Below are 26,186 nucleotides of genomic sequence, written 5' to 3'. Positions count from 1 at the left end.
CCGCGAGTGGTGGAAGTCTCGTTGGGGCGTCGAAAGAAGCCCAGGCCAGCACGCTAGGGTGGCGCCCGAGCCCGCAAATCTTCCGGGGTGGCCCCGGTCGAGTCTCAAAGGAGTGGCAGCAGTGACCGTTCGCGTAGGTGTCAACGGCTTCGGCCGGATCGGCCGCAACTTCTTCCGCGCCGTGCAGGCGAGCGGTCACGACATCGAGGTGGTCGCGTTCAACGACCTCGGCGACGTCGCGACGATGGCCCACCTGCTGAAGTACGACTCCATCCTCGGCCGGTACCCCGAAGAGGTCACCGTCAGTGACGAGGGCATCGTCGTCGGCGGCAAGACCATCAAGGCGCTCGCCGAGCGGGACCCGGCCAACCTGCCCTGGGGCGACCTCGGCGTGGACGTCGTCGTCGAGTCGACCGGCTTCTTCACCAACGCCGACGCCGCCAAGGCGCACATCGCCGGTGGCGCGAAGAAGGTCATCATCTCCGCGCCCGCCAAGGGCGAGGACCTGACCGTCGTCCTCGGCGTCAACGACGACAAGTACGACGGCTCGCAGACCATCATCTCCAACGCCTCCTGCACCACCAACTGCCTCGGCCCGCTGGCCAAGGTCCTCAACGACGCCTTCGGCATCGAGCAGGGCCTGATGACCACGATCCACGCGTACACGCAGGACCAGAACCTGCAGGACGGCCCGCACAAGGACCTGCGCCGCGCCCGTGCCGCCGCGCTGAACGTGGTGCCCGCCTCGACCGGCGCCGCGAAGGCCATCGGCCTGGTGCTGCCGGAACTGCTCGGCAAGCTGGACGGCTACGCGCTGCGCGTCCCGGTCCCGACCGGCTCGGCCACCGACCTCACCGTGACCCTGAAGAAGTCGGCCACCGTCGAGGAGATCAACGAGGCCTACAAGGCCGCCGCCGAGGGCCCCCTCTCCGGCATCCTGCGTTACTCGGTCGACCCGATCGTCTCGGCGGACATCGTCACCGACCCGGCGTCCTGCATCTACGACTCGCCGCTGACCAAGGTCATCGGCAACCAGGTCAAGGTCGTCGGCTGGTACGACAACGAGTGGGGCTACTCCAACCGCCTCGCCGACCTGATCAAGCTCGTCGGTTCGAAGCTCTGACCCGATGACCGTCAAGAACCTCGACGACCTGCTGGGCGAGGACGTTCGGGGCCGCTACGTGCTGGTGCGCAGCGACCTGAACGTCCCGCTCGACGGGTCGGCCATCACCGACGACGGCCGTGTCCGCGCCGCGCTCCCGACGCTGAAGAAGCTGTCGGACGCCGGTGCGAAGGTGGTCGTCACCGCCCACCTCGGCCGCCCGAAGGGCGAGCCGGACCCGAAGTTCTCGCTCGCGCCGGTCGCCGAGCGGCTGGGCGAGCTGCTCGGCGCCGAGGTCCCGCTCGCCGGTGACCTCGTCGGCGAGTCGGCGAAGGCGCTCACCGCCGGGCTGGCGGACGGCCAGGTCGCGCTGCTGGAGAACGTGCGTTTCGACGCGCGCGAGACCAGCAAGGACGCGGTCGACCGGTCCGAGCTGGCCGCGGAGCTGGCCGCGCTCGTCCCGGGCGGCGCGTTCGTCTCCGACGGATTCGGTGTGGTGCACCGCAAGCAGGCCTCGGTCTACGAGATCGCCTCGGTGCTCCCGGCCTACGCGGGCGGCCTCGTGCTGGCCGAGCTGGACGTGCTGAAGAAGCTCACCGACGACGTCCGGCGCCCGTACGTGGTCGCGCTCGGCGGGTCGAAGGTGTCCGACAAGCTCGGTGTCATCGCGAACCTGCTGACCAAGGTCGACCGGCTGCTCATCGGCGGCGGCATGGCGTACACCTTCCTCAAGGCCCAGGGCCACGAGGTCGGCACGTCGCTGCTGCAGGAGGACCAGCTCGACCAGGTCAAGGGCTTCATCGCCGAGGCGGAGAAGCGCGGCGTCGAACTGGTGCTGCCGGTCGACGTGCTCGCGGCCGCCGGGTTCGCCGCCGACGCGGAGCACGCGGTCGTCGACGTCACCGCCATCCCGGCCGACCGGATGGGCCTGGACATCGGCCCGCGCAGCGGTGAGCTGTTCGCGAGCAAGCTCGCCGACGCGGCGACGGTGTTCTGGAACGGCCCGATGGGCGTGTTCGAGTTCGCGGCGTTCGCCGGCGGCACCCGTGCCGTCGCCGAGGCGCTGGTCGCGAGCGAGGGCTTCACCGTGGTCGGCGGCGGCGACTCCGCCGCGGCCGTGCGGCAGCTGGGCCTGCCCGAGGACGGGTTCTCGCACATCTCGACCGGTGGCGGCGCGTCGCTGGAATACCTCGAGGGCAAGACATTGCCCGGGGTCGTCGCTGTGTCTTACTCGGAGGGGCAGAGCTAAGTGGCACGCAAGGTCCTCATCGCCGGCAACTGGAAGATGAATCTGAACCACCTCGAGGCCATCGCCCTGGTGCAGAAGATCGCCTTCGCGCTGCCGGAGAAGTACTACGCGAAGGTCGACGTCACGGTCCTTCCGCCGTTCACCGACATCCGCAGCGTGCAGACGCTGACCGACGGCGAGAAGCTGTCGCTCACCTACGGCGCGCAGGACGTGTCGCCGCACGAGTCCGGTGCCTACACCGGGGACGTGTCGGGGGCGATGCTGGCCAAGCTCGGCTGCAGCTACGTCGTGGTCGGGCACTCGGAACGGCGCGAATACCACGCCGAGACCGACGAGCTGGTGAACAAGAAGGTCAGGGCCGCGCTCAAGCACGGGATCACGCCGATCCTCTGCGTGGGGGAGAAGCTCGAGGTCCGCGAGGCCGGCGAGCACATCCAGCACACCACCACGCAGCTGATCGAGGGGCTCAAGGGCCTCAAGACCGAGCAGGTCGCGAACGTGGTCGTCGCGTACGAGCCGGTCTGGGCGATCGGCACCGGCAAGGTCGCCACCCCCGCGGACGCGGAGGAGGTCTGCAAGGCCATCCGCGAGACGCTGCGGGAGAAGTACGGCGACGAGATCGCGGGCGGTGTCCGGGTGCTCTACGGCGGCTCGGCGAAGGCGAACAACGTCGGTGACCTCGTGGCCTGCGAGAACGTCGACGGCGCACTCGTCGGTGGCGCGAGCCTGGACGGCGAGGAGTTCACCAAACTCTGCGCACTGGCCGCGGGCGGGCCGCTGCCCTGATCGTGGCCACGACCGGGTAACCTGTGTATCCGGTCCGTCACAGCAGTGGACGAGTCCAGGGGTACGGTGAAACATACGCCGTACCCCTGCATTCTCCGATGAGCACAGAGGATGACATGAAGCTGTTCCTGCAAATTCTGTTGATCGTCTCCAGCGTGCTGCTGGTCGTGGCCGTGCTGCTGCACCGCGGCCGGGGTGGCGGTCTGTCGTCGCTGTTCGGTGGCGGTATGCAGTCCAGCCTGGCGGGCTCGAGCGTGGCCGAGAAGAACCTCGACCGCATCACCCTGCTGCTCGGGGCCGTGTGGCTGATCAGCATCGTGGGCCTCGGCCTGCTGCTCAAGGTCTGATCCAGGCCCGAGTGATTCGGCGTGCCCGTGGGGGGCGCGCCGCCGACTCCTAGGTGTGAGGATTCATGGTTGGCGGTAATGCGATTCGGGGCACCCGGGTGGGTGCTGGACCTTCGGGCGAATCGGAGCGGGGCGAATCGGCGCCTCGCCGGCGGATTTCCTACTGGTGCGCCAACGGGCACGAGGCCCGGCCGTCCTTCTCGATGGACGCCGAGATTCCCGACGAGTGGGACTGTCCCCGGTGCGGTCTGCCCGGCGGGCAGGACGAGAAGAACCCGCCCGCGGCGCCCCGGACCGAGCCCTACAAGACCCATCTGGCGTACGTGAAGGAACGGCGCAGCGACGCCGACGGCGAGGCCATCCTCGCCGAGGCGCTGGAGCGGTTGCGCCAGCGCCGGGAGCTCATCTGAGGTTGTCCCTCACCGGTCGAGCGGGTACCGGGCACGCACCCGGAACCCGCCGTCCTCGGTGTCGGAGGTCTCGAAGCTCCCACCCAGCAGCCGTGCGCGCTCAGCCAGCCCGGTGAGCCCGTGCCCTCCCGAGGGCAGGGCGGCACCGGGCGCCTCGGCGCGCTCGTTCTTGACCTCCACCTTGAGCGCCCCGCCTTCGCCGCGGATACGGATGCTCGCGGTGGCGCCGGGCGCGTGCTTGTAGACGTTGGTCAGGCATTCCTGCACCGTGCGGTAGGCGGCCGCGGACACCTGGTTCGGCAGGAACTCCGGCAGCTGTTCGACGGTGAGGTGCACCGGGACGTCGGTGGAGCGGATCAGCCGGTCCAGCTCGGTGATGCCCGGCTGCGGGCCGTCGTCGTCCGAGCCGGAGCGCAGCACGCTGACCAGCGAGCGCAGCTCCTCCAGTGTGCGGGTGCTCAGCTTGCGGATGACCTGGGCGGTCTCCAGTGAGCGGGAGTCGGTGGTCTGCGCCTGCAGCGCGCCGGCCTGCATCGCGATCAGCGTGATCTGGTGTGAGACGACGTCGTGCATCTCGCGCGCCAACCGGGCGCGCTCCTCGGCGCGGACGGCGTCGGCGTGGAAGCGGCGCTCGCGGTCGCGGCTCGTGGCCAGCTCGGCGAGCTTGTTCGAGATCTCGGCCCGCGCGCCGATGAGCATGCCGATCGCGATGGGCATGCCGGCGACGAGGACGCCGTAGATCCCGTCGAGGATGTGTTCCCGCCAGCTGAGCTCGGCGAAGTCCGCCAGCGGCCACCGCACGAACCGGCAGGTCCAGACCAGGCCCGCGCAGAGCCAGGTCTGCCAGTGCGACTGCCTGCGGGTCGCGAGCATGCCCAGGTTGATCATCGCGGCGAGCTGCGACCAGCCGGCGAGGAAACCGGGCACGGTGGCGAGCGCGGCGAGGAAGGGGAACTTGCGGCGGAACACGACCGCGAGGCACGCGGCGGCCGACAGGTAGGTCGAGTAGGGCTGTGCCTTGCCGGGGACGACCAGCCAGACGTCGAGTACAGCCAGCAGCACCAGCGCCGCGTCGAAGGCGAGCATCATCACCACCGGCCGTCGCATCGAGGTGAACAGCCCGGTCAGGGCCGGACGACGGACGCGATCGGCGGCCCCCGCGCCAGGGCTGCCCATCGAGATGCCGGGAATCGAGAGTCCCTCAGTGCTCATCGCGGCGACCTCTCTCGTCTTGTGGACTTGATGATGAGAGGTGCGCGAGCCCCGATCGGGACGCGCAACTACGAACAAATGTGCGGATGCTAACGAGAAGGTGTGGTGCGGCGGTAAGTTTCACCCGTAAACCGGGTGTCGTTGTCCGGATTCCGTAGTCCGCTGATCCGTTCGGCGCAGTCCGCGCTGGTTCAGTGCTCCAGGGGCCGGACGGTGAGGATCTGCTGCGCGTGGCCGACCGCGCCCCGTTCGTCGTGCAGCACCGTGCTGGTGACCCCCTGCCCGTGCTCGCCGAAGACGACGCCGGTGTCGAGGCCGGTCCACCGGCCCTCGGGCAGGCGGTGCAGGTGGATCGACAGGTCGACGTTGGGGAACAGCCACTTGGTCGGCTCCTGCCGCACCGCGACGCCGTTGGCCGTGTCGACGAGCGCGACGAACGACGCCACCGGGCTCACCCGCTCGCCCGCGACGAGGTCGAGCGGCGTGGACACCCAGGCGGTGGTGCGGCCCGGCTGGGGCGGGGCGGTGGTGCGGACGTCCAGGGACGCGATGTACCCGCCGGGCCACAGGTCGCTCATCGCCCACGGCGCGCACGAGCCGGGCGGCGGCAGCGGCGCGGGCGCGCCACCGGCGACGATGCCGGTGTCCTGCGCGGCGAGGAACCACACGCGCGCGGTGACCGCGGGACGCCCGCCGATGACCGCGGTGGCCTCGGCCAGCTCGATGGTGCGGCCGGCCGGGGCGTGCTCACGTGGATCTCGAACTCCTCCAGCGCGATGCGGCCGAGGATGTCGAAGCCGATGCGGCTGACCAGTAGGCCGGGCCGTTGTTCGCGGGCACGGACGCGTTCGATCTCGTGGACGAGGAGCCCGCCCAGCGGGCTGAAGTGCTGTTCGTCGTCGCGCCAGGCCCCGCCCGCGTGGCTGGTCGGTGCGAAGCGGTGTTCGTCCAGCCGGGTGAAGTAGCTGGGCCGGGGTTCGGAGAGCTGGGTCAACGCCGGTTCTTCCTCGTCTTGTGCCAGGTGCGCCCCACAGCGTTTCACAGCGGCGGAACGACCCGGCCGCCGACCGGTACGACAGAGGGCGCCCGGCACGGGAAACCGGCGACGTTCGCCCGATGTCCCGGGCCGCGCCGGGCCGGATCATGGGAACACGCCACCACGACGGTGGCCGTGGGCCGTACCGGGCCGAGATTGTCCACAAAGGATAGACGAGGGAGCGCGATGAGGAACGATCTGCGGGAGACCCCCGAATACCAGGCCGTCGCCGACTATCTCCTCCGGTTGCACGAACCGGCGTTCGGCAGGCCGCACGCGCTGACGGAACCGCACGCCACCGCCGACGGTTCCGCGGTGGTGGTGACCGGGGCCGTCTACGACAAGCTGGAGGGACTGCCGAGGACCGCGCTCTACCGGGTACGGGACGGCGAACTGCGGCCGCTCGCGGGCTCGCCCGGTTCGGCGCGCTGGGCACGGTTCTCGCCCGACGGGAAGCGGCTCGCCTTCCTGTCCGACCGGGCCACCGCCCGCGTCTTCCAGCTCTACCTGCTCGACGTCGGGAAGGACGGCGGGGAAGCGGTCGCCGGACCCGAGGTGCCCGGCACGTTGGAGTTCGCGCACTGGTCACCGGACGGCACGCGGATCCTGCTGTGCGTGGCCGGTCTCGGCGCCGACCTCGCCGGCGGCCAGGGCTCGGGGACGAACGTCACCGCGGCCCCGGAGGCGGACAACTGGCTGCCCCGCGTGGAATCCGGCGCCACCGACGCGGCGTGGCGATCGCTGTGGCTGTACACGGTGGACTCGGGTGAGCTGGTGAAACTCTCGCCGGAGGGACTGAACTGCTGGGAGTCGGGCTGGTGCGGTCCGGACCGGGTGGTCTCGGTGACGTCCCCGGACCCGGGCGAGGACAGCTGGTACTCGGCGGTGCTGACCCTGGTGGACGTGCCGACCGGGGAAACCCGCGAACTGTACCGGAGCCCGGCGCAGCTCGGCCTGCCCGCCGCGACGCCGGACGGCGGCCGGGTCGCGATCGTGCGGGCGGTGTGCAGCGACCGCTGGCTCGTGGCGGGCGACCTCGCGGTGATCGACGTGGAAACCGGGGCGAGCACCGAGATCGACACCCACGGCACCGACGTGACCTTCCTGTCCTGGCTCGACGCGGGACGGCTCGGCTACCTCGGGCGACGGCACCTGGACTCGGTCGCCGGGATCGTCGACGCGGCGGGTACGGCCCGCGAGCTGTTCTCGGTGGGCCACGCCGTCGGCGGGCCCTGGTACCCCGACGGCGCCTTCACCGCCGACGGCCGGGTGATCACCGTCCAGCACGCCTATCACCTGCCACACCAGGTGACGTGGTCCGGGCCCGGTACCGAAGAGGTGCTCGCGTCGGTGGCCCATGAGGGCACGAAGCGACTGCTCGCCGTCGCGGGCACCGCCGCCCCGGTTTCCTGGGAGGCTCCCGACGGGCTGGAGATCGAGGGCATCCTCTGCACGCCGCCGGGGGAGGGGCCCTTCCCGCTCGTGGTGAACATCCACGGCGGGCCGATCTGGTCGTTCCTGAACTCCTGGCAGATCAACTACCCGTGGGTGCCGCTGCTGGTCTCCCGCGGCTACGCCGTGCTCAACCCGAACCCGCGCGGCAGCAGCGGACGCGGACAGGAGTTCGCCCGGCACGTCGTGCACGACATGGGCGGGGCCGACGCGGACGACCTGCTCGCCGGTCTCGACGCGCTGGTGGACCGCGGGATCGCCGATCCCGCGCGGATCGGGCTCACCGGCGGCAGCTACGGCGGGTTCATGTCCTCCTGGCTCGTCACCCGCAGCACCCGGTTCGCGGCCTCTGTCCCCGTCGCACCGGTCACGGACTGGTACAGCCAGACGTTCACCAGCAACATCGCCGGCTGGGGCACCACGTTCCTCGGCGCGGATCCGGAGGAACCGGGCAACCCGGTGCACCGGCGCAGCCCGGTCATGCACGCGAGCAGGGTCGTCACCCCGACCCTCGTCGTGGCCGGCGCGAAGGACCGCTGTACCCCGCCGGGGCAGGCCGAGGAGTTCCACCGCGCGCTGCTGGCGCACGGGACCGAGTCCGGGCTGGTGATCTATCCCCTCGAAGGGCACGGAGTGCGCGCGCAGCCCGCGCTCACCGACTTCCTGACCCGCCTCACCGGCTGGCTGCACCGGCACATGCCCGCCTGAGCCGTGCCCGGCCCGCTGCGTCCACAACGGACTCGGCGGGCCGGATCCGGCGCGATGTGATCCAGGTAACAGGGTGAGGGCGCGTCATGGCGCCGGAGTCGTGAGGTCGCGTTGCCGACCGGCCTGGATCCTGGAGAACGCGAGGTGGATGCCGTGGTGAACCGTCACCCGGACGCGACGCCGCTCGGCGGCGTCGGCGAAGGCAGTGGAAGAAGCGTGCCGGCGGTGGCGACCGGGCACCGTGTCACCTACGTGCCCGGCAGGCCGCGGGACACCTCGCGGCGGCAGCTGTGCCGGCGTGGCGTGGTCGTCGGAACGCCGGTGGCCGACGCGCACGCCGAGGTCACCTGGGTGCCGGTCCGGCTCGACGGCCACGCCGAGGACACCGAGCCCGTGTGGATCCGCGCGGACACGATCGTCGACGCGGTGGCGGTGTGATGACCGGCGAGCGCTCCGACCCGACCCCCATCTTCGACAGCGTGCTGACCGAAACCGGGCTGGACTGGCCCGACCCCGCCGCCCGCGACCGTGACGCCGGGGACGCCGCCGAACCCGCCTCGCCGGAGAAAGCGAAGTGAATCCCGCGTAACCACCCCGAGGCGTGCCGTGAAGCCGGTCGGCCGCGCTCTGGGACAGGTTTCCTGAGATCGTCCGTGTCAGCCCCGCGGTGTCAGGTGGGTGACGGCGCAGCGGCGGAATTCCGAGACGAGGGGCTCGTCGTCGGCGCGGGTGGCCAGTGCGACGTGACTGGGTTCGACGCCGCGCAGGGGGACCAGCGTGAGGTCCGGCCGGACGGTGTGCCCGTGGCTGAGGAACGTGACGGCGACGGCGTCACCGGCCGCGACGAACTCCCAGGTGTCGTCGAGGGCGTTCATGGCGGGTCCCGCCGGCGCGGGACGTCCGTCCGGGCGCGGTTCCAGCCGCCAGAAGGCCGTGCAGGCGGGATCGGTCCCGGGAACCCAGGGCAGCGGCTCGTCGGCGATGTCCTCGATGGTGACGAACGGTCGTGCGGCCAGCCGGTGATCGCGGCGGACCACCACCGCTCGCGGCTCGTCGTAGAGGTGCGTGACCCGCAGCCCGTGTTCCGGAAACGGCCGCCGTGCCACCACGGCGTCGACCTGGTGGTCGAGCAGGGCTTCGGCCGGACGGCACCAGCCGAGGTAGACCGTCCGCACCTCGGCCTCCGGGTGCAGGCGCCGTAGTTCGAGGGTGGCCGGGGTGACGACGAGACCTCCGGCGTAGCCGATGGTCAGCCGGCCGGGCGCCTTCGTCGCGCGTGCGACGGCGGCCGCTTCGTCCGCCGCGCGCAGCAGCGCTTTCGCCTTGGGCAGAAAGGCCTCGCCGGCTTCGCTGAGGAGGGTGCCGCGAGGGGTGCGCTCGAACAGGCGGACCCCCAGCTGGTGTTCGAGACCGCGGATCTGCCTGCTGAGCGAGGGCTGGCCGATGTGCAGGGTGGCCGCGGCCCTGCTGAACTGCCCGTGCTCGGCGACGGCGATGAAGTACCTGATCAGGCGCAGGTCCAGGTCCGGAGCGGGCAGCGAAGCCTCGGTCATGTCCGTACTGTAATCCGCCGCCATGCCTCGCGGGCCTGTCCGGATCCGACATGGGCATTGGACCCCGGGGCGCGCCGCCCGCAGAGTGGAGTCGAGTCGCACGCGCTCCCGTCCGGGACCGCCGAAGGAGGGACGCCCTTGACCGCCGCGCTGACCGGCTGGCCCGGCACCAGGAAGGTCGCGGTCCTGATCACCGTGGCCGTCGAACTGTGGTCGCCAGGGCACTGGCCGCACTACGCGCCGATGGCGTCGGCGTGGCCGCTGCCTTCCGCGCACGACACGCACAGCGTGTCCTGGGCCGAATACGGTGCCACGACGGGAGTCTGGCGCCTGCTCGACATCCTGCGGGCCCGTCGCCTGCCCGCGACCTTCGGCATCAGCGGCCTGGTCGCCGACCGCTTCCCGGACGCGGTGCTGGCCGTGCACGAGGCGGGACACGAAATCGCGGCGCATTCCTACGCACAGGACGTCATACCGGGGCTGCTGGACCCGGAGGCCGAACGCGACAACATCCGCCGGTGCACCGAGACGTTCGCCGAGCTGACCGGCGTTCGCCCGGCCGGGTGGATGAGCCCCCGTGCCACCGGTTCCGCGAGCACCCCGGCGCTGCTCGCCGAGGCCGGCTACACCTGGACGCGTGACGACAACGACCGCGATCTGCCCCGGGTGATCCCGACGCGGAGCGGACCGCTCGTGTCGATCATGCACAGCGACTTCTCCGACGTGCGCGGGGCCGCCGCCGGGCCGAGGGCATACCGCGACATCCACCTGGACCTGCTGGAGCACCTGCTCGGCGCGCCGGGGCCCGGGATGTTCACCATCACCGTGCACGCCCATGTCGGTGGCAGACCGTACCTCGCGAGCGTGTTCGACGAGATCCTCGGCCGTGTCGAGCGGGCGGGCGAGGACGTGTGGACGGCCACGCACCACCAGGTGGCGGAGCACGTTCTGCGCCATGCCACCGAGATCGAAGGGATCTGAGCCAAAACCATGACCGACACTCTCGTCATCGGCGGTACCGGCGCGATGGGCGGACGGACCGTCCGGCGTCTTCTCGAACGGGCGGACGCGACGGTCGCCGTGTTCACCCGCGACCCCCGCTCGCCGCGCGCGGCCGAACTGCTCGCGCACGGCGGCGGCCGAGTCCGGATGCTGCAGGGCGATCTGGACGACTCCGCCAGCGTGCTGGCCGCGGTCTCCAGCGTCGACAGGGTGTTCTGCAACACCGACTTCTTCGCCACCGGCACTCCGGTCGGCGAGTACGGCCAGGGCATCGCGGTCCTCGAAGCGGCGCGCGCCGCGGGCGTGGACAGGTTCATCTGGTCCTCGCTCGACAGTGCGGTGACACTGACGAACGGGACCGTTCCCGTCCCGCATTTCGACGCCAAGGGCGCGGTCGCCGCGCACATCAACCTGCTCCGGTCCGACGAAATGATGCGGACGGAGACCGACGGCTGGTACACCGAGCACGTGTCGGTCCTGACGACCGCGCCCTACTTCGAAAACCTCCAGCTGCGGCTGGCGCCGCGACCGGGCACACTGCCCGACGGCCGTACGGGGCTGGTCTTCTCCCTTCCACTCGGGACCGGCAAGTACCCGTTGGTCGGGCTCGACGACATCGCCTGGTTCGCCGACTTCATGTTCGAGAACTGGCAGAGCTGGGGGAGCCGCGACCTGGCCGTCGTCGGGGACAGCCTGAGCGGTGAACAGATCGCCGCGACCTTCGAACGGGTCACCGGGACCCCGTCGGCCTACACCCCGCTGCCCCCGCACGTCCTGCGATCGTCCATTCCGGACACTGGACACGATTTCGCCGCCATGTTCCGCTTCTTCCAGGAACGGGAGGTCGCCGAGCGGGATCGTGACCGCGCACTGCTGGCCGAGATCCATCCGCGCCTGATGTCCTTTGAGGACTGGCTACGCGTGTCCGGTTGGGACGGGACGGAGCAGGAAGTCCAGAAGTTCCCCATCCGCCTGGAACATCCGGCGAGCAGCACACGCTGAGCCGTCGACGGCGCGCGCCGGGTGGGCGGCGCCGCTCATCGGCGGAGCCGGATTTCCTCGCCCGCGTGGCGTAGCGCGGCGACCACGGCGGCGGCTTCGGCGCCGGCGGCCGGGGCGGTGAGGGCCACCGTGGCCCGGCCGAGCCAGCCCGGATCGTCGACGCCGATGGTGACCACACCGGTCGGGACGGACAGGGCCGCGATTTCGGGAACCAGGCACAGGCCCAGTCCGGCGGCGACCAGGCCCAGCCGCGCGGGCCATCCGCGCACGACGTGACCGATGACCGGATCGGTGAGCGTGGGCCAGGCCCCGAACTGCGGCTCCCCGCCCGCGTCCTCGCCGACGACCCAGGTCTCGCCGGCCAGCTCGGCCACCGGGGCGGTGCCTGCCTCGGCCAGGCGGTGCCCGGCGGGCACCGCCACACACAGGTCACCGGCGAACACGATCCGCTGGTCGAGGCCGGCCAGGTCGTAGTCCGGCAGCCCCGCGCCGACCCCGATGACGGCCACCGCCAACCGTCCCGCCCGCAGCTGCCGCAGCAGGGTGGGCGTCGGCGCCTCGGCCAGCGCCACCTCCAGGCGTGGATGGTCGGCACGCAGCCGCGCCAGCGCGCGGGGCGCCAGCACCGCGGTCGCCGAGGGAAAGGCGCCCAGCTTGATCCGGCCGGCCACCCGGTCGCCCAGCGCGGCCAGATCCTGCCGCAGCGTCTCCACCCCGGCCAGGATCCGGCCCGCGTGCTCCACCACGACGGCGCCGGCCGGGCTGACCCGGACACCGCGGCCCTCGCGGACGAACAGCGGGGCCCCCGCCGCGGTCTCCATCGCGGCCACCTGGCGCGAGATCGTCGGCTGCGTGTAGCCCAGCAGCCGCGCCGCCGCGGTGAACGATCCGGTCAGCGCGATCTCCCGTACGACCCGCAGCCCGGTCAAGGTCAGCTCACTCACGCGCTCATCCTAGCCATACGCGAGACGTATCGCTTGCATCCGAATCTTTCATTGGACGTATGGACTTTTGGTGGCCAGCATGGAAGTCGCCGAAACAGAAGGCATTCGCCCAGTGAAAGGGAAACCGATCGTGACAAGGACCTGGTTCGTGACCGGCGCCTCCCGTGGCATGGGACGCGAGCTCGTCGAGCAGGCACTCGACCGCGGCGACCGGGTCGCGGCCACCCTGCGCCGTCCGGAGCGGCTCGACGACCTGAAGGCGCGCTTCGGCGACCGGCTGTGGGTCCGCGCGCTGGACGTCACGGACACCACGCGGCTGCGTGCCGTGGTCGACGAGGCGTTCGCCGCCCACGAGCGCGTCGACGTCGTCGTGTCCAACGCCGGCTACGGCGTGTTCGCCACCGCGGAAGACCTGACCGACACGCAGATCGACCAGCTGATCGCGACCAACCTGACCGGCTCGATCCACCTCGCCCGCGCGGTACTGCCGCATCTGCGGGCGCGGGGCGGCGGGCTGCTGATGCAGATGTCGAGCATGGGCGGCCAGCTCACCTTTCCCGGTTTCTCGCTGTACCACGTGGCCAAGTGGGGCATCGAAGGCTTCTACGACGCGCTGGCCGCCGAGGTGGAGCCGTTCGGGATCCGCACCACGCTGATCGAGCCGGGCATGGTCCGCACCGGCTTCTTCGACGCGGCCACCCGGGTGCCCGTCAGCGCGCCGTACCGGGGCGGCCCGGCCGACCAGGAACCGATCCCGGTGGAGAACATGCCCGACAGCCAGGAAAACACCGTCGCGGCCATCATTCGCGCCGCGGAATCGGCGAGCCCGCCACGCCGCCTCGTCCTGGGCTCGGACGCCTGGCAGCTGATGACGGGCACCCTGCGGCAGCGTCTGGCCGAGATCGAGGCCCAACACGACAACGCCGCCACCGCCGACATCCAGTACCCGGCCGACCGGGCCGGAAAGGCGCTCAGCCCTTGAGTACGGGCGTGTTCTGCGTGGTGGCCAGCCACCATCGTCCGTCTTCGCGGGTCATGATCCACAGCGGTGTGCCCTCGTCGCGCACCTGGTCGTCGGTGTAGCTGGTGTGCACCTGACGCAGTTTGACCGCGGCCACGTCGGGGCGGATGAACAGCACGTGCACCAGCTCATAGGTCGACGCGCCTTCGGCCTTCCGCGCGAACGCGGTGCGCACATGCTCGGCCAGCTCGTCCTGGCCGATCAGGACCTTGCCGCCGGCCATCGTGGCGATCGCGTCCTGTTTGAACAGACTCATGTACTCGTCCACGAGGTGATGTTCATAGGCGTGCTGGAACTCGGCGATCACCTGCCTGATCTCCTCGATGTCGGTTTCATGGGACTGGGTTTCGCTTTCCACCGGCGTCATGGGTGCGACCGTAGAACTTCCAGTGGGCTTGAAGTCAATGGATCGCCCCCGGCTCAGGTTCGGTGGATGGTATTGCGTCGAGGCGTACGGGTCGGGTCGAGCCAGGCGGGTGGCAGGAACTCCGGTAGCCCGTCGGTGGCGATGCGAACCTCCCATTCGGACCGGTGAATCACCTTGTGGTGCACGGAACATAAGAGGACCAGATTGTCCACTTTGGACTTGCCGTGATGTGCCCAGTAGACGATGTGATGCGCGGTGCATTGGGAGGCGGGGGCTTCGCAGCCCGGGAAGGCGCATCCCCGGTCTCGGTGGATCAGGGCGCGGCGGATGGCCGGGGTGGCGAGTCGCTGCGCCCGGCCCACATCAAGAGGTTCACTGTGGGTGCCCAGGACCATGGGGATGATCTTGGCGTCGCAGGCCAGCCGTCGGGCTTGGGCGGCGGTGATCTCGCCCGACGGGTCGAGGGTGGCCTGTCCGATCCCGGTCCGCAGTTCCTCCAGCCCGACGGTGACGACGATATGGGTGGCTTCCCCGGCCTGAGTCGGCAACTCCGGAAGCTCAGCCCACATCCGCACCAGTTCGGAGAAGGCGTGTCCGCGTCGTTCCCAGGGTGAGCGGGTGTCGCGGCCTTCGGCTTCGGTGGCGGGGCGGGGTTTCGCCAGGGGATTGAGCATTGCCTGGAGGCGTGCGGAGGTTTCGTCGTCGACGTGGGCTTTGATCTGGTGTCCGCCGTCGCGGTGTGGGGCGATGGAGAACTCGGGCCGGAAGGGTTTCGGGTCCGGGTTCTTCGGCTCCGGGCCGTCCGGATCGAGCTGGGCCAACAACCGGGCCCCGGCCTTGTCGATCTCCCGAGGCCCGGCCGCACGAGCCAGCTCGGCGAGGATCTTCTCCGCCTGCTCCCGCTCGCCCCCTGGCAGTGTCTTGGGGAGTTTCCCGAGAACACTGAGGATCTTGTCGATCTGTGCCGCCCCGATCGCACCGTCTGCCGCCGCGAGTGCTGTGGCGGGCGCGATCGGGGGTTGTTCGCCGGTGGTGAGATCGCGGGTGCCGTTCAACGCCACCGCCCGTGCCGCTCGGGCTTTCGCCTCGGAGAACGGAAGATGCAACGTCTCACACAACAACCGCGCCAGACTCCCATACCCCGTGACCTCCCGGACTCCGCGGCGTTCCAGCTCGGCCAGGATTTCTCCTTGCCGCGCCGCCAATCGCCGCTGCTGCCGTTCGGTGCGGACGAGTTCGGACAGCAGGCAGTCGGCATCCTCGCGCCACCACTCGGTGCGCGATGCGGAGGTACTGCACTGGACTGCCATACCTCCACACTACGCCGCCCGATCGAACACATGTGCTATCGATCGGCTGAATCTCTTGCGGGATGTTTTCCTTGGTGTGTAAGGGTTTCTGTCGATGTGCTCGCGGGCTATGAGTCGGACGCGAGGACGTCCCAGGTGCCGAACCTGGTCAGGCCGACCGAATCGGCCAGCGCCTCGGAGGCGTGGTTGTCGAGCTGCGGTTCGTGGTCCCGCCCGATGGCGGTGGCGTGCGAGGGCGCGTGCGACGCGTCGCGCGTGGCCCTTCCGCGAAACTGAGGCAGCGTAAGGGCTCCGAGGTCCGCGATCGGCGCGTCGTCCCAGGGGTCTACGGTGCGCCGTGCAGTCGAGCCGATCGCCCTGCTCATGTAGGCAGTGCTTCCCGCGCGGTGTCTGTGAAGTAAAAACGGAAATCGCCTCGTCGTGCTGCTGCCCGGAACCGAGTCCCAGCGCCGTGGACATCGCGGGAGTCCTCGGTCAAATCGGGATCGATGATGACGACGAAAATGCTGTCGCGTAAAGGATCTCTCTCTTTGAGGGGGTAGAGACTCAGTAGTCGGTGATCGTGGAGGGGAACAAACTGTCGTGCCTTCTGCTCGGCGCGCGGGTGCCCCAGCGTGCTTGATCCTGCCTCGGGACTCAACTGCTTTCCCAGGGGTAGCCGTGGTTGCGGAATGCCGCGGCGATCGTCGTCTTCTTGCCTTCGACGTCGTCGTCGAACAGGACGCGTCCCTCCAGGGATTCGATCCGTACCTTGCCGCCGTGGCGGAAGACGCCACCGATCTGCTCGCGGGTGAGCACCCGGGTGTCGTCGCCTTCGATGATGGTGATGCGCTCGTCCGAGATGCGCAGGGTCGCGCTGTGGTAGGTGACGAAGAACGCGATGACGAGGCCGACGACGGCGAGCGCCGCCGGGCGGCCGATCACCATGGCGGGGGAGTCGAACGAGCCGAGGAACTTCAGGGTGTCCGCGTAGGGGATCGGGTGTTTGGCGGCGAACTGGAGGAGCCAGGGGACGGCGAAGCCGAGACCGGCGCCCGCCGCACCGCAGAAGATCCAGATGACCGCCTTCGTGTCGAGGGGCATCCGGATCTCAGTTTCGTTCGTCATGCATACGATCGTAGCAAAAGTGATAGATATGCCGAAGGGACGCGAGTCACACGACGAAGGCCCCGGCGATCATCGGATCGCCGGGGCCTTCGAACAGCGGAAACGTTACGCGGTCGGTGGCTGGTAGACCTTCGTGAGCTTTCCGGCCGCACCACGGTCGAGCAGCCACAGGGTCCGCCGGTGCCCGCGGGCACCGGCCACCGGGAGCTGGACCTCACCCGCCCCGGACAACGCCAGCGCCACCGCGTCGGCCTTCGCCTCGCCCCCGGTCATCAGCCACACGTCGCGCGCGCGGCGGATGGCGGGCAGGGTCAGCGAAACCCGGGTCGGCGGCGGCTTGGGACAGTTGCGCACGGGCACCACCGAACGCTCGGTCTCGTAGACCGCCGGCGACTCCGGGAACACCGAAGCGGTGTGCCCCTCGCCGCCGAGCCCCAGCAGCATGACGTCGAACGACGGGACGTCCCCGTGGTCCTCCGGGCCCGCGTTCGCCGCGAGCACCTGGGCGTAGGCGGCGGCAGCGCTGTCCACGTCATCACCGAACTCGCCGTCCGAGGCAGCCATCGCGTGCACCCGTGCCGGGTCGAGCGGGACGTGGTCGAGCAGGGCCTCGCGGGCCTGCTTCTCGTTCCGCTCGTCCGAATCCGCCGGGACGAACCGCTCGTCACCCCAGTAGACGTCCAGCCGCGACCAGTCGATCGCGTCCCGTGCCGCGGAGTCCCGCAGCTCCCGCAGCACCGCGATCCCGGTCCCGCCGCCGGTCAGCACCACCGACGCGGATCCCTTGGCGGCCTGCACGTCCACCAGCCGCGTGACCAGCCTGGCCGCCGCCGCGGCGGCGAGCAGCTCGGCGTTGGCGTAGACGACGACCTCGGTCTTGCTCATGAAGTGGCCTTTCCCGCCGCCGCCTTCTTCTTCGCCGCGGCAGGGGAAGCGGGCTTCGCCGCCGCCTTGCCGTTGGTCCCGGCCGAGAACTTCCCGAGGCCCTTCAGCGCCGCCTCGTAGATCTCGTCCGTGTCGAGCCTGCGGAGTTCCTCGACCAGACAGTCCGGCGTGGTCCGCCGCTGCAGCGCGATCCGCCGCGTCGGCTGGCCCGGCTGCGTCAGCGTGCCGACCCGGCCGTCCGGCCGGTGCAGCACCACCGCGCCCGAGCGGCGTTCCAGCGACACCGAGATGATGCCCTGCGCGCTGGAGCTCTTGACCCGCTTCACCGGCACTTTGAGGTACTCGGCGAGCCAGCCAGCGAGCAGCTCCGTCGACGGCGAATCGGCCTCGCCGGTCACCGTGGCACCGGTGACCTTCTCGTACGGCGGAAGGTCCAAAGCGGACACCAGCTGGGCGCGCCAGCGGGTGAGCCTCGTCCACGCCAGGTCCGTGTCACCATCCACATAGGACTTCGCGCGGGTGGTGAGCGAACGGACCGGGTTCTTCTCCGCCGCCGAGTCGGTGATCCGGCGCTGCGCCAGCTCGCCGAGCGGGTCCTTGGCGGGCGACTTCGGGCCGACACCAGGCCACCAGGTGACGATCGGCGCGTCCGGCAGCAGCAGCGGCACCACCGCGCTCTGCCCCTGCGCGGCCAGCGGCCCGTAGAGCCGCAGCACGATGACCTCACTGGCCCCGGCGTCCCCGCCGACCCGGATCTGGCCGTCGATGCGCGGCGCCGCCGTGCGCGCGCCCTTGGCCACCACGATCACCCGCGACGGGTGCTCGCGGCTGGCCTCGTTCGCCGCCTCGATGGCCTCTTCCAGCTTGTCGTCGTCGTCCGCGACGATCACCAGCGTCAGCACCCGGCCGAGCGCCACCTGGCCACCGCGTTCACGGATCTCGACGAGCTTCTTGTTCAGCTGCGACGTCGTGGTGGACGGCAAATCGACAATCATGGACGCCTCCAGTGACGACCGGTCCGTTCCATCATCTCGTCAGCCGACGGCGGCCCCCAGGTCCCCGGCGGATACTGCTCCGGCGCGGTCCCCAGCTTCGCCCAGTGCGCGAGGATCGGGTCGAGGATCTCCCAGGAGAGCTCGACCTCCTCGTTCACCGGGAACAGCGACGGCTCGCCGAGCAGCACGTCGAGGATGAGCCGCTCGTAGGCCTCGGGGGAGGACTCGGTGAACGCGTGCCCGTACCCGAAGTCCATCGTGACGTCGCGGACCTCCATCGTGGTCCCCGGCACCTTCGATCCGAACCGCAGCGTGATGCCCTCGTCCGGTTGCACCCGGATCACCAGCGCGTTCTGCCCCAGTTCCTCGGTCGAGGTCGAGTCGAACGGCAGGTGCGGCGCCCGCTTGAACACCACGGCGATCTCGGTGACGCGGCGCCCGAGCCGCTTGCCGGTGCGCAGGTAGAACGGAACCCCCGCCCAGCGGCGGTTCTTCACCTCCAGCGTCACCGCGGCGTAGGTCTCGGTCTTCGAGTCCTTCGCGAAACCGGCTTCCTGCAACAGGCCCGGCACCTTCGTGCCGCCCTGCCAGCCCCCGGCGTACTGCCCGCGCGCGGTGGTCCGGTCCAGCGGGCCCATCGGCTCGGTCGCGGCGAGGACCTTGACCTTCTCCGCGCGCAGCGCCCGCGGCTCGAACGACAGCGGCTCCTCCATCGCGGTGAAGGCGAGCAGTTGCAACAGGTGGTTCTGGATGACGTCGCGTGCCGCGCCGATCCCGTCGTAGTACCCCGCGCGACCGCCGAGACCGATGTCCTCGGCCATGGTGATCTGCACGTGGTCGACGAAGTTGGCGTTCCAGATCGGCTCGAACAGCTGGTTCGCGAAGCGCAGCGCCAGGATGTTCTGCACCGTCTCCTTGCCGAGGTAGTGGTCGATGCGGAAGACCGACTCCTCGGGGAAGACGTCGTTGACGATCTGGTTCAGCTCTTTCGCGCTCTTCAGGTCGTGCCCGAACGGCTTCTCGATGACCACCCGGCGCCAGGTGTCGGCGTCGGCGTTCGCCAGCCCGGACCGGGCCAGCTGCTTGGTGACCACCGGGAACGCGCTCGGCGGGATCGACAGGTAGAACGCGGTGTTGCCGCCGGTGCCGCGCTCGGCGTCGAGCTCACGGACCGTCTCGGCGAGCCGGTCGAAGGCGTTGTCGTCGTCGAACGTGCCCTGGACGAACCGGATGCCCTCGGCGAGCCGGTTCCACACCGACTCGCGGAAGGGGGTCCGCGCGTGCTCCCGCACCGAATCGTGCACGAGCTCGCCGAAGTCCTGGTGCTCCCAGTCCCGCCGGGCGAACCCGACGAGGGAGAACCCGGCGGGCAGCAGCCCGCGGTGGGCGAGGTCGTAGATCGCGGGCATCAGCTTCTTGCGGGCCAGGTCGCCGGTGACGCCGAAGATCACCAGGCTGGACGGCCCGGCGATCCGGGGGAGCCGCTTGTCCCTCGGATCGCGAAGCGGGTTCTTCCAGTTCACTCGCCGGCCTCCTGTACCGCCCGGACCAGTTCGGCCAGGCCCGCGGCCCGGTCCGTCAGGTGCAGGCGCAGCACCGGGCGGCCGTGCTCGGCGAGCACCTGCCCGTCGCCGAGCGCCTGCGCGTGCTGCAGCTGCCCCAGCGTGTAGGGCCGCTCCGGCACCGCGAGATCCTCCGCGACCGCGCCGGTGATCTGCAGGAATACCCCGTTCTGGTGACCGCCCTTGTGGTACTGGCCGGTCGAGTGCAGGAACCGGGGTCCCCAGCCGAACGTCGTCTGCAGCCCGGTGCGCCTGGCGATCTCGGGCCGCAGCAACGCGGTCGACGCGTCGTCGAGGCGGTCCAGGTAGGCCTGCACCGCGAGGTAGCCCGCGTCCGGCGCCGAGGCGAAGAACGCGCGGAGCACCTCGCCCAGACTTCCTTCGGTGGCAACGCCTTCCGAGCCGAAGATCTCCACCGCGCCGTCCACATTGGACGCGGTCTCGCCGCCGGACAGCTTCGCCGGGTCGTCCAGCAGCGCCCGCGCCGCCTTCTTCGCCGCCTCGACGTCGGGCTGGTCGAACGGGTTGATCCCGATCAGCCGTCCCGCGAGCGCGGTGGCGAACTCCCACAGCAGGAACTGCCCGCCCAGCGGGCCCGAGGTGGCGACCTTCGCGGCGCCCGCGGCCGGGCCGACGGCCACCGGGGTGGCGTCGGACTTCGCGTCGGCGAAGCCGGGCGCCTCGATGTTCTCGACCGCGACCGGCAGCAGCCCGGTGCCGAGCTTGCCGGTCGACTCCGCGATCAGCTGCTCGGCCCAGTCCGGGAAACCGTTGATCCCGGAACCGGTGTCGGCCAGCACGACCTTCTCGGCCCCGGCCTCGTGTGCCGCGGCCCAGGCCGCGGCGAGCCGGATCGCCGGGTTGTCCGCCGAGTCCGTGGCGAGCTGCTCGGCCGCCGCGGCGGCCTGGTCCAGCAGCCGCGCGACGTCCACCCCGGCCAGCCCGGCGGGCACCAGCCCGAACGCGGTGAGCGCCGAGTAACGGCCGCCGACGTGCGGGTCGGCGAGGAAGGTCTTGCGGTAACCCTCCTTTTCGGACAGTTCCGCGAACGGCGAGCCCGGGTCGGTGACGACCACGATCCGCCGCGCCGCGTCGACTCCCGCCTCGGCGAAGGCCTTCGCGAAGATCCGCCGGTGGCTGTCGGTCTCCACGGTGCCGCCGGACTTCGACGACACCACGAGGACCGTGCGCTCCAGGTCACCGGCGAGCGCGTCGGCGACCTGGCCGGGGTCGGTGGTGTCGAGCACGGTCAGCGCGACGCCTTCGGTCGCGGTGATCACCTCGGGCGCGAGCGACGAACCGCCCATGCCCGCGAGGACCACCCGGTCGACGCCCTCGGCGCGCAGCTCGGCGAGCAGCGTCTCGATCTCCCCGATCAGCGGCCGCGACGTCTTGTGCAGCGTCGTCCACGACAGCCGGATCGACGCCTCCGGCTCCGCGTCCGCGCCCCACAGGGTCGCGTCCTTCGCGGCGAGTTTCGAGGCGGCCTTGTCCGCCACGAGCCGCTCGACCAGGGGCGCCGCCTTCTCCGCCAGTTCGGCGTCGACGATCTCGACGCCGGTCACATCCCCTGCCATCGTGCGCTTCAGCCCTTCGCCTTGGCCAGCTGTCCGGTGACGGTGTCCAGCAGCTCCTGCCAGGACTTCTCGAACTTCTCCACGCCCTCTTCCTCGAGGACCCGGAAGACGTCCGGGATGTCGATGCCGACACTCGCGAGCTTGTCGAACACCTCCTGGGCGGCGGCGCCCTTGCCGGTCACCTTGTCGCCGTCGATCTCGGCGTGGTCGGCGACCGCGTCGAGGGTCTTCTCCGGCATCGTGTTCACGATGTCGCGCACGACGAGCTGGTCGACGTAGCGCGTGTCCGAATAGGACGGGTCCTTGACCCCGGTGGACGCCCACAGCGGACGCTGCGCGTTGGCGCCCTCGGCCGCCAGCACCGACCAGCGGTCGGAGGTGAACAGCTTCTCGAAGGCGGCGTAGGCGAGCAGCGCGTTGGCGATCGCCGCCTGGCCGCGCAGCGCCTTGGCCTCCTCGGTGCCGATCTTCTCCAGCCGCTTGTCGATCTCACTGTCCACACGGGACACGAAGAACGAGGCGACCGAGTGGATGCCCTTGACGTCGTGGCCGTTGGCCTTGGCCTGCTCCAGCCCGGCGAAGAAGGCGTTGATGACCGCCTCGTAGCGCTCGACGGAGAAGATCAGCGTGACGTTGACGCTGATGCCCTCGGCCAGCGTCGCGGTGATCGCGGGCAGCCCCGCCTCGGTGGCCGGGATCTTGATCAGCACGTTCGGCCGGTCGACGGTCTTCCACAGGTCCTTGGCCTCGGCCACCGTCTTCGCGGTGTCGTTGGCCAAGCGCGGGTCCACCTCGATGGACACCCGGCCGTCGACGCCGTTCGTGGCGTTGTAGACGTCGCGGAACAGGTCGGCCGCGTTGCGGACGTCGGTGGTGGTCAGCTCGCGGACCGTGCCGTCGAGGTCGGCGCCGCGGGCGGCCAGCTCACGCACCTGCGCGTCGTAGGCGTCGCCCTTGGCCAGCGCGTTGGCGAAGATCGTCGGGTTCGTGGTGACACCGACGACGTGCTTCTCGCGGATCAGCCCGGCGAGGTTGCCCGAGTCCAGGCGCTCGCGCGAGAGGTCGTCCAGCCAGATGGAAACACCGGCTTCCGACAGTTGCGCGAGCCGATCAGTGGTGCTCATGACTGTTGTTCATCCCCTTCGGAAATTCAGGCGTTCTTGGCTTTGGCGAGGGACCGGCGGGCCGCGTCGACGACGGCTTCGGCGGTGAAACCGAACTCGCGGAACAGGGTGGCCGCGTCGGCGGAGGCACCGAAGTGCTCGATCGACACGTTCTCACCGGCGTCGCCGGTGAACCGGATCCACGACTGGGCGACACCGGCCTCGACCGACACGCGGGCCTTGACCGACGGCGGGAGCACCGCGTCCTTGTAGGACTGCTCCTGCGCGTCGAACCACTCGACACACGGCATCGAGACGACGCTCGCCGGGATGCCGTCGGCTTCCAGGGTCTCGCGGGCCTTGACCGCGAGCTGCACCTCGGAACCGGTGGCGATCAGCACGACCTCCGGGGCGCCGGTGGACGCCTCGGCCAGCACGTAGCCGCCCTTCTTGACGCCCTCGGCGTCGGTTCCCTCCAGCACCGGCACGTTCTGCCGGGTCAGCGCGATCCCGGACGGGTGCTCGACGTCCTCGAGCACGGCCTTCCACGCGTAGGCGGTCTCGTTGGCGTCCGCCGGGCGGACGACGTTGAGGCCGGGGATCGCGCGCAGCGCGGAAAGCTGTTCGATCGGCTGGTGCGTCGGGCCGTCCTCGCCGAGGCCGATCGAGTCGTGCGTCCACACGTAGGTGACCGGCAGGCCCATCAGCGCGGCGAGCCGGACCGGCGGGCGCATGTAGTCGGAGAAGATCAGGAACGTCGCGCCGTAGGGCCGGGTCCCGCCGTGCAGCGCGATGCCGTTGAGGATCGAGCCCATCGCGTGCTCGCGGATTCCGAAGTGGAGGGTCCGGCCGTACGGGCTGGTCTTCCACATGTCGGTGCCTGCCTCGACGGGGCCGAAGGAGTCCGCGCCCTTCATCGTGGTGTTGTTGCTCTCCGCGAGGTCCGCGGAGCCGCCCCACAGCTCGGGCAGCGGCCCGGCGAGCGCGTTGAGCACCTCGCCGGAGGCCTTGCGGGTCGCGACACCCTTGGCGTCGGGCTCCCACGACGGCAGCGCTTCGGCGAAGCCCTCCGGCAGCGCGCGGGCGGAGAGCCGGTCGAACAGCGCCCTGCGCTCCGGGTTCGCCGCGGCCCAGGCGTCGAACTTCTCCTGCCAGGTCGCCCGCGCGCTCTTGCCGCGGTCGAGGGCCTGCCGGGTGTGCGCGATGACCTCGTCGTCGACCTGGAAGTTCCGCTCCGGGTCGAAGCCGAGGATCTTCTTGACCGCCGCGACCTCCTCGGCGCCCAGCGCGGCGCCGTGTGCCTTGCCGGTGTTCATCTTCGTCGGCGCCGGGTAGCCGATGACGGTCTTCAGCGCGATGAACGACGGACGCGCCGTCTCGGCCTTCGCCGCGGCGATGGCGGCCTCGATCGCGACGACGTCCTCGCCGCCCTCGACGGTCTGCACGTGCCAGCCGTACGCCTCGTACCGCGCCGCGACATCCTCCGAGAGGGCGATGTTCGTGTCGTCCTCGATGGAGATCTTGTTGTCGTCGTAGAAGACGATCAGGTTGCCCAGCTGCTGGCGGCCCGCGATCGACGACGCCTCGGAGGTGACGCCCTCCTCGATGTCGCCGTCGGAGGCGATCACGTAGACGAAGTGGTCGAAGACACTCTCGCCCGGCGCGGTGTCCGGATCGAACAGTCCGCGCTCGCGGCGGGCGGCCATCGCCATGCCGACCGCGTTGGCCAGGCCCTGGCCGAGCGGGCCGGTGGTGGTCTCGACGCCCTTGGTGTGGTGGTACTCCGGGTGGCCGGGGGTGAGCGAGCCCCACTTGCGCAGCTGCTTGAGGTCCTCCAGCTCCAGCCCGAACCCGGCGAGGTACAGCTGGATGTAGAGGGTCAGGCTGGAGTGCCCCGCCGACAGGACGAAGCGGTCGCGCCCGGCCCAGTGCGGGTCGGCCGGGTCGTGCCGCAGGCTGCGCTGGAACAGCGTGTAGGCCAGCGGCGCCAGGCTCATCGCGGTGCCGGGGTGCCCGCTGCCACAGTTCTCCACCGCGTCCGCGGCGAGGACCCGGACGGTGTCCACGGCGCGGGTGTCGGTGTCGGTCCAGTCGGCTGGCACGGCGCGCCGGAGGAGGGGGTTGTTCTCGCTGGTGGAGGCGGTTTCGGACACTGAGATCGAACTCCTCGTCATGAGGTTGTGCTGGTTTCCGGTACTTCGCTGGTGCCTGGCGCGCTGCCTGTACATCTCAATCGATCCGGAAGGGACGATATTCCTGCTGGCAGCCTCGCGCAGGGCAGGACGCGGGCCCTCGCGGTCAGCCTAGTGGTTCGCCTCGCGCGGGACCCGCGATCACCCACGGGAACCAGCACGTCTACCATCGTTCAAGGGTTCAACCAGGCAGGTGTTCCGGGTCACCACACCTCACCCGGGCCGGTAACCCGCCCGACCTGACACAGGGAGTGAAATGTCGTTGGTGAACGCTGCGCACGGACGCAGTGACGACACCAGCGCCGTCCGCCCGACCGGTGAAACTCCGCGGGGTGGCAGGCGAACCGTCCGCCAGGTCGTCGGCGCCTACGCCGCGCTCGCCAAGCCGCGGGTGATCGAACTCCTCCTGGTGACCACGATCCCCGCGATGTTCCTCGCCGGCCGCGAGATCCCGTCGCCGTGGCTGGTGCTGGCCACGCTGGTCGGCGGGACGATGGCCGCGGGCAGCGCGAACGCGCTCAACTGCGTGATCGACGCGGACATCGACAAGGTGATGAACCGCACGAAGCGGCGGCCTCTCGTCAAGGACTCGGTGCCCCGGCGCAACGCGCTGATCTTCGGGCTGGTGCTCGGGGCCGCGTCGTTCGTCGTGCTGTATTTCACGGTGAACCTGCTCTCGGCGATCCTCGCGATCGCGACGATCCTCTTCTACATCTTCGTCTACACCCTCGGCCTGAAGCGGCGGACCTCGCAGAACGTCGTCTGGGGCGGTGCCGCGGGCTGCATGCCGGTGGTGATCGGCTGGGCCGCGGTGACCGGCACCGTGCAGTGGCCGGCGTTCGTGATGTTCGGCGTCATCTTCTTCTGGACCCCGCCGCACACCTGGGCGCTGGGCATGAAGTACCGCGAGGACTACGAGCGCGCCGGGGTGCCGATGCTGCCGGTGGTCGCCACCGAGCAGCACGTCGCCCGCCAGATCGTCATCTACTCGTGGGTGATGGTGGCCTGGACGCTGCTGCTGCTCCCGGTGACCTCGTGGCTGTACGCGACGTTCGCGGTGCTGGCGGGCGCCTGGTTCCTCTTCTACGCGCACCGGCTGCAGGCCGCCGTCCGCCGGGGCGAGCAGACCAAGCCGATGTCGTTGTTCCACCGCTCCAACACGTACCTGATGATCGTGTTCGTCGCGCTGGCCGTCGACTCCGCCATCGGCCTGCCAGTCCTGGGCCTGCCCTTCTAGCTTTTCCGTGGTCTCTGAAGGCCACCA

27 protein-coding genes are annotated in these 26,186 nt (G+C 70.3%); 12 read left to right on the top strand and 15 right to left on the bottom strand.

Annotation, left to right across the window (positions count from 1 at the left end):
* The first annotated feature begins 121 nt into the window (after positions 1-121).
* The 5 genes from gap to ABD987_RS04040 all read left to right on the top strand — a co-directional run bounded on the left by gap (position 122) and on the right by ABD987_RS04040 (position 3,894).
* Entirely contained in the window at positions 122-1,123 is a 1,002-nt protein-coding gene (gene gap, locus ABD987_RS04060; RefSeq protein ID WP_345387044.1) for a type I glyceraldehyde-3-phosphate dehydrogenase, read from the top strand.
* A gap of 4 nt (positions 1,124-1,127) precedes the next feature.
* Positions 1,128-2,351 carry a phosphoglycerate kinase gene (locus ABD987_RS04055; protein ID WP_345387042.1) on the top strand — a complete coding sequence of 408 codons (1,224 nt, stop codon included), beginning with the start codon at positions 1,128-1,130 and terminating at the stop codon, positions 2,349-2,351.
* Complete coding sequence (tpiA, locus tag ABD987_RS04050; protein WP_345387040.1) at positions 2,352-3,137, top strand: triose-phosphate isomerase; 786 nt, start codon at positions 2,352-2,354, stop codon at positions 3,135-3,137.
* 116 nt (positions 3,138-3,253) lie between these two features.
* Positions 3,254-3,484: a preprotein translocase subunit SecG gene (gene secG, locus ABD987_RS04045; RefSeq protein ID WP_003071471.1), complete on the top strand. Its 231-nt coding sequence runs from the start codon at positions 3,254-3,256 to the stop codon at positions 3,482-3,484.
* A gap of 65 nt (positions 3,485-3,549) precedes the next feature.
* Positions 3,550-3,894, top strand: coding sequence for an RNA polymerase-binding protein RbpA (locus ABD987_RS04040; protein ID WP_345387038.1), 345 nt, complete (start codon positions 3,550-3,552; stop codon positions 3,892-3,894).
* A gap of 9 nt (positions 3,895-3,903) precedes the next feature.
* Here the strand turns inward: ABD987_RS04040 and ABD987_RS04035 are convergent, their stop codons facing one another.
* From ABD987_RS04035 to ABD987_RS04025, 3 genes are all read right to left on the bottom strand, one after another.
* Positions 3,904-5,106 carry a sensor histidine kinase gene (locus ABD987_RS04035; RefSeq protein WP_378214350.1) on the bottom strand — a complete coding sequence of 401 codons (1,203 nt, stop codon included), beginning with the start codon at positions 5,104-5,106 and terminating at the stop codon, positions 3,904-3,906.
* A gap of 191 nt (positions 5,107-5,297) precedes the next feature.
* The gene (locus ABD987_RS04030) at positions 5,298-5,774 is read right to left on the bottom strand and encodes a thioesterase family protein (protein ID WP_345387036.1); all 477 of its coding nucleotides are present in this window, start codon (positions 5,772-5,774) and stop codon (positions 5,298-5,300) included.
* A complete protein-coding gene (locus ABD987_RS04025; RefSeq protein WP_345387034.1) occupies positions 5,681-6,100 on the bottom strand; it encodes a hypothetical protein in 420 nt (139 codons plus the stop codon). The genes ABD987_RS04030 and ABD987_RS04025 overlap by 94 nt, the downstream gene beginning before the upstream one ends.
* 228 nt (positions 6,101-6,328) lie before the next feature.
* Between ABD987_RS04025 and ABD987_RS04020 the strand changes: the two genes are divergently transcribed.
* The 3 genes from ABD987_RS04020 (at position 6,329) to ABD987_RS04010 (ending at position 8,880) form a co-directional block, all read left to right on the top strand.
* On the top strand, positions 6,329-8,302 hold the full coding sequence (locus ABD987_RS04020) for a S9 family peptidase (protein ID WP_345387032.1): 1,974 nt from the start codon (positions 6,329-6,331) through the stop codon (positions 8,300-8,302).
* 153 nt (positions 8,303-8,455) lie between these two features.
* A complete protein-coding gene (locus ABD987_RS04015) occupies positions 8,456-8,740 on the top strand; it encodes a hypothetical protein (RefSeq protein WP_345387028.1) in 285 nt (94 codons plus the stop codon).
* Positions 8,740-8,880, top strand: a complete 141-nt coding sequence (locus tag ABD987_RS04010; protein WP_345387026.1) for a hypothetical protein — start codon at positions 8,740-8,742, stop codon at positions 8,878-8,880. The genes ABD987_RS04015 and ABD987_RS04010 overlap by 1 nt, the downstream gene beginning before the upstream one ends.
* 78 nt (positions 8,881-8,958) lie before the next feature.
* On the opposite strand, the gene ABD987_RS04005 is transcribed toward ABD987_RS04010, so the two are convergent.
* A complete protein-coding gene (locus ABD987_RS04005; RefSeq protein ID WP_345387024.1) occupies positions 8,959-9,855 on the bottom strand; it encodes a LysR family transcriptional regulator in 897 nt (298 codons plus the stop codon).
* A 138-nt stretch (positions 9,856-9,993) separates the two neighbouring features.
* Here ABD987_RS04005 and ABD987_RS04000 point away from each other — a divergent pair, with 138 nt between their 5' ends.
* Both ABD987_RS04000 and ABD987_RS03995 read left to right on the top strand, forming a co-directional pair.
* Complete coding sequence (locus ABD987_RS04000) at positions 9,994-10,836, top strand: polysaccharide deacetylase family protein (protein WP_345387022.1); 843 nt, start codon at positions 9,994-9,996, stop codon at positions 10,834-10,836.
* A gap of 9 nt (positions 10,837-10,845) precedes the next feature.
* Positions 10,846-11,859 (top strand): NmrA/HSCARG family protein, encoded by a 1,014-nt coding sequence (locus tag ABD987_RS03995; protein WP_345387020.1) that lies wholly within the window; start codon positions 10,846-10,848, stop codon positions 11,857-11,859.
* Between the two features lie 35 nt (positions 11,860-11,894).
* Here ABD987_RS03995 and ABD987_RS03990 read toward each other — a convergent pair whose 3' ends face one another.
* Positions 11,895-12,803 (bottom strand): LysR family transcriptional regulator, encoded by a 909-nt coding sequence (locus ABD987_RS03990; RefSeq protein ID WP_345387018.1) that lies wholly within the window; start codon positions 12,801-12,803, stop codon positions 11,895-11,897.
* Positions 12,804-12,933: 130 nt separating this feature from the next.
* On the opposite strand from ABD987_RS03990, the gene ABD987_RS03985 reads away from it, so the two are divergent.
* Positions 12,934-13,785, top strand: a complete 852-nt coding sequence (locus ABD987_RS03985) for an SDR family oxidoreductase (RefSeq protein WP_345387016.1) — start codon at positions 12,934-12,936, stop codon at positions 13,783-13,785.
* On the opposite strand, the gene ABD987_RS03980 is transcribed toward ABD987_RS03985, so the two are convergent.
* The 10 genes from ABD987_RS03980 to tkt all read right to left on the bottom strand — a co-directional run bounded on the left by ABD987_RS03980 (position 13,775) and on the right by tkt (position 24,883).
* Positions 13,775-14,191 carry an SgcJ/EcaC family oxidoreductase gene (locus ABD987_RS03980; protein WP_345387013.1) on the bottom strand — a complete coding sequence of 139 codons (417 nt, stop codon included), beginning with the start codon at positions 14,189-14,191 and terminating at the stop codon, positions 13,775-13,777. The genes ABD987_RS03985 and ABD987_RS03980 overlap by 11 nt on opposite strands.
* A 53-nt stretch (positions 14,192-14,244) precedes the next feature.
* Positions 14,245-15,501 carry an HNH endonuclease signature motif containing protein gene (locus ABD987_RS03975; protein WP_345387011.1) on the bottom strand — a complete coding sequence of 419 codons (1,257 nt, stop codon included), beginning with the start codon at positions 15,499-15,501 and terminating at the stop codon, positions 14,245-14,247.
* 107 nt (positions 15,502-15,608) lie between these two features.
* On the bottom strand, positions 15,609-15,866 hold the full coding sequence (locus ABD987_RS03970; RefSeq protein ID WP_345387009.1) for a hypothetical protein: 258 nt from the start codon (positions 15,864-15,866) through the stop codon (positions 15,609-15,611).
* Positions 15,867-16,137: 271 nt separating this feature from the next.
* Entirely contained in the window at positions 16,138-16,608 is a 471-nt protein-coding gene (locus ABD987_RS03965; RefSeq protein ID WP_345387007.1) for a YqeB family protein, read from the bottom strand.
* A 105-nt stretch (positions 16,609-16,713) separates the two neighbouring features.
* A complete protein-coding gene (gene pgl / locus ABD987_RS03960) occupies positions 16,714-17,493 on the bottom strand; it encodes a 6-phosphogluconolactonase (RefSeq protein WP_345387005.1) in 780 nt (259 codons plus the stop codon).
* Positions 17,490-18,488 (bottom strand): glucose-6-phosphate dehydrogenase assembly protein OpcA, encoded by a 999-nt coding sequence (gene opcA / locus ABD987_RS03955; RefSeq protein WP_345387003.1) that lies wholly within the window; start codon positions 18,486-18,488, stop codon positions 17,490-17,492. The genes pgl and opcA overlap by 4 nt, the downstream gene beginning before the upstream one ends.
* The gene (gene zwf, locus ABD987_RS03950; RefSeq protein ID WP_345387001.1) at positions 18,485-20,011 is read right to left on the bottom strand and encodes a glucose-6-phosphate dehydrogenase; all 1,527 of its coding nucleotides are present in this window, start codon (positions 20,009-20,011) and stop codon (positions 18,485-18,487) included. Before zwf ends, opcA begins: the two co-directional genes overlap by 4 nt.
* Positions 20,008-21,627 (bottom strand): glucose-6-phosphate isomerase, encoded by a 1,620-nt coding sequence (locus ABD987_RS03945; RefSeq protein ID WP_345386999.1) that lies wholly within the window; start codon positions 21,625-21,627, stop codon positions 20,008-20,010. Before ABD987_RS03945 ends, zwf begins: the two co-directional genes overlap by 4 nt.
* A gap of 8 nt (positions 21,628-21,635) precedes the next feature.
* On the bottom strand, positions 21,636-22,751 hold the full coding sequence (gene tal / locus ABD987_RS03940; RefSeq protein ID WP_345386997.1) for a transaldolase: 1,116 nt from the start codon (positions 22,749-22,751) through the stop codon (positions 21,636-21,638).
* Between the two features lie 26 nt (positions 22,752-22,777).
* Positions 22,778-24,883: a transketolase gene (gene tkt / locus ABD987_RS03935; protein WP_345386995.1), complete on the bottom strand. Its 2,106-nt coding sequence runs from the start codon at positions 24,881-24,883 to the stop codon at positions 22,778-22,780.
* Between the two features lie 295 nt (positions 24,884-25,178).
* Here tkt and ABD987_RS03930 point away from each other — a divergent pair, with 295 nt between their 5' ends.
* A complete protein-coding gene (locus ABD987_RS03930; protein ID WP_345386993.1) occupies positions 25,179-26,159 on the top strand; it encodes a heme o synthase in 981 nt (326 codons plus the stop codon).
* Positions 26,160-26,186 lie beyond the last annotated feature (27 nt).

The organism is Amycolatopsis samaneae (genome assembly GCF_039541975.1).
Taxonomy (GTDB): domain Bacteria; phylum Actinomycetota; class Actinomycetes; order Mycobacteriales; family Pseudonocardiaceae; genus Amycolatopsis; species Amycolatopsis samaneae.
The sequence above is the reverse complement of the archived record's forward strand: the minus strand, read 5'-3'. Positions and strand labels throughout refer to the sequence as shown.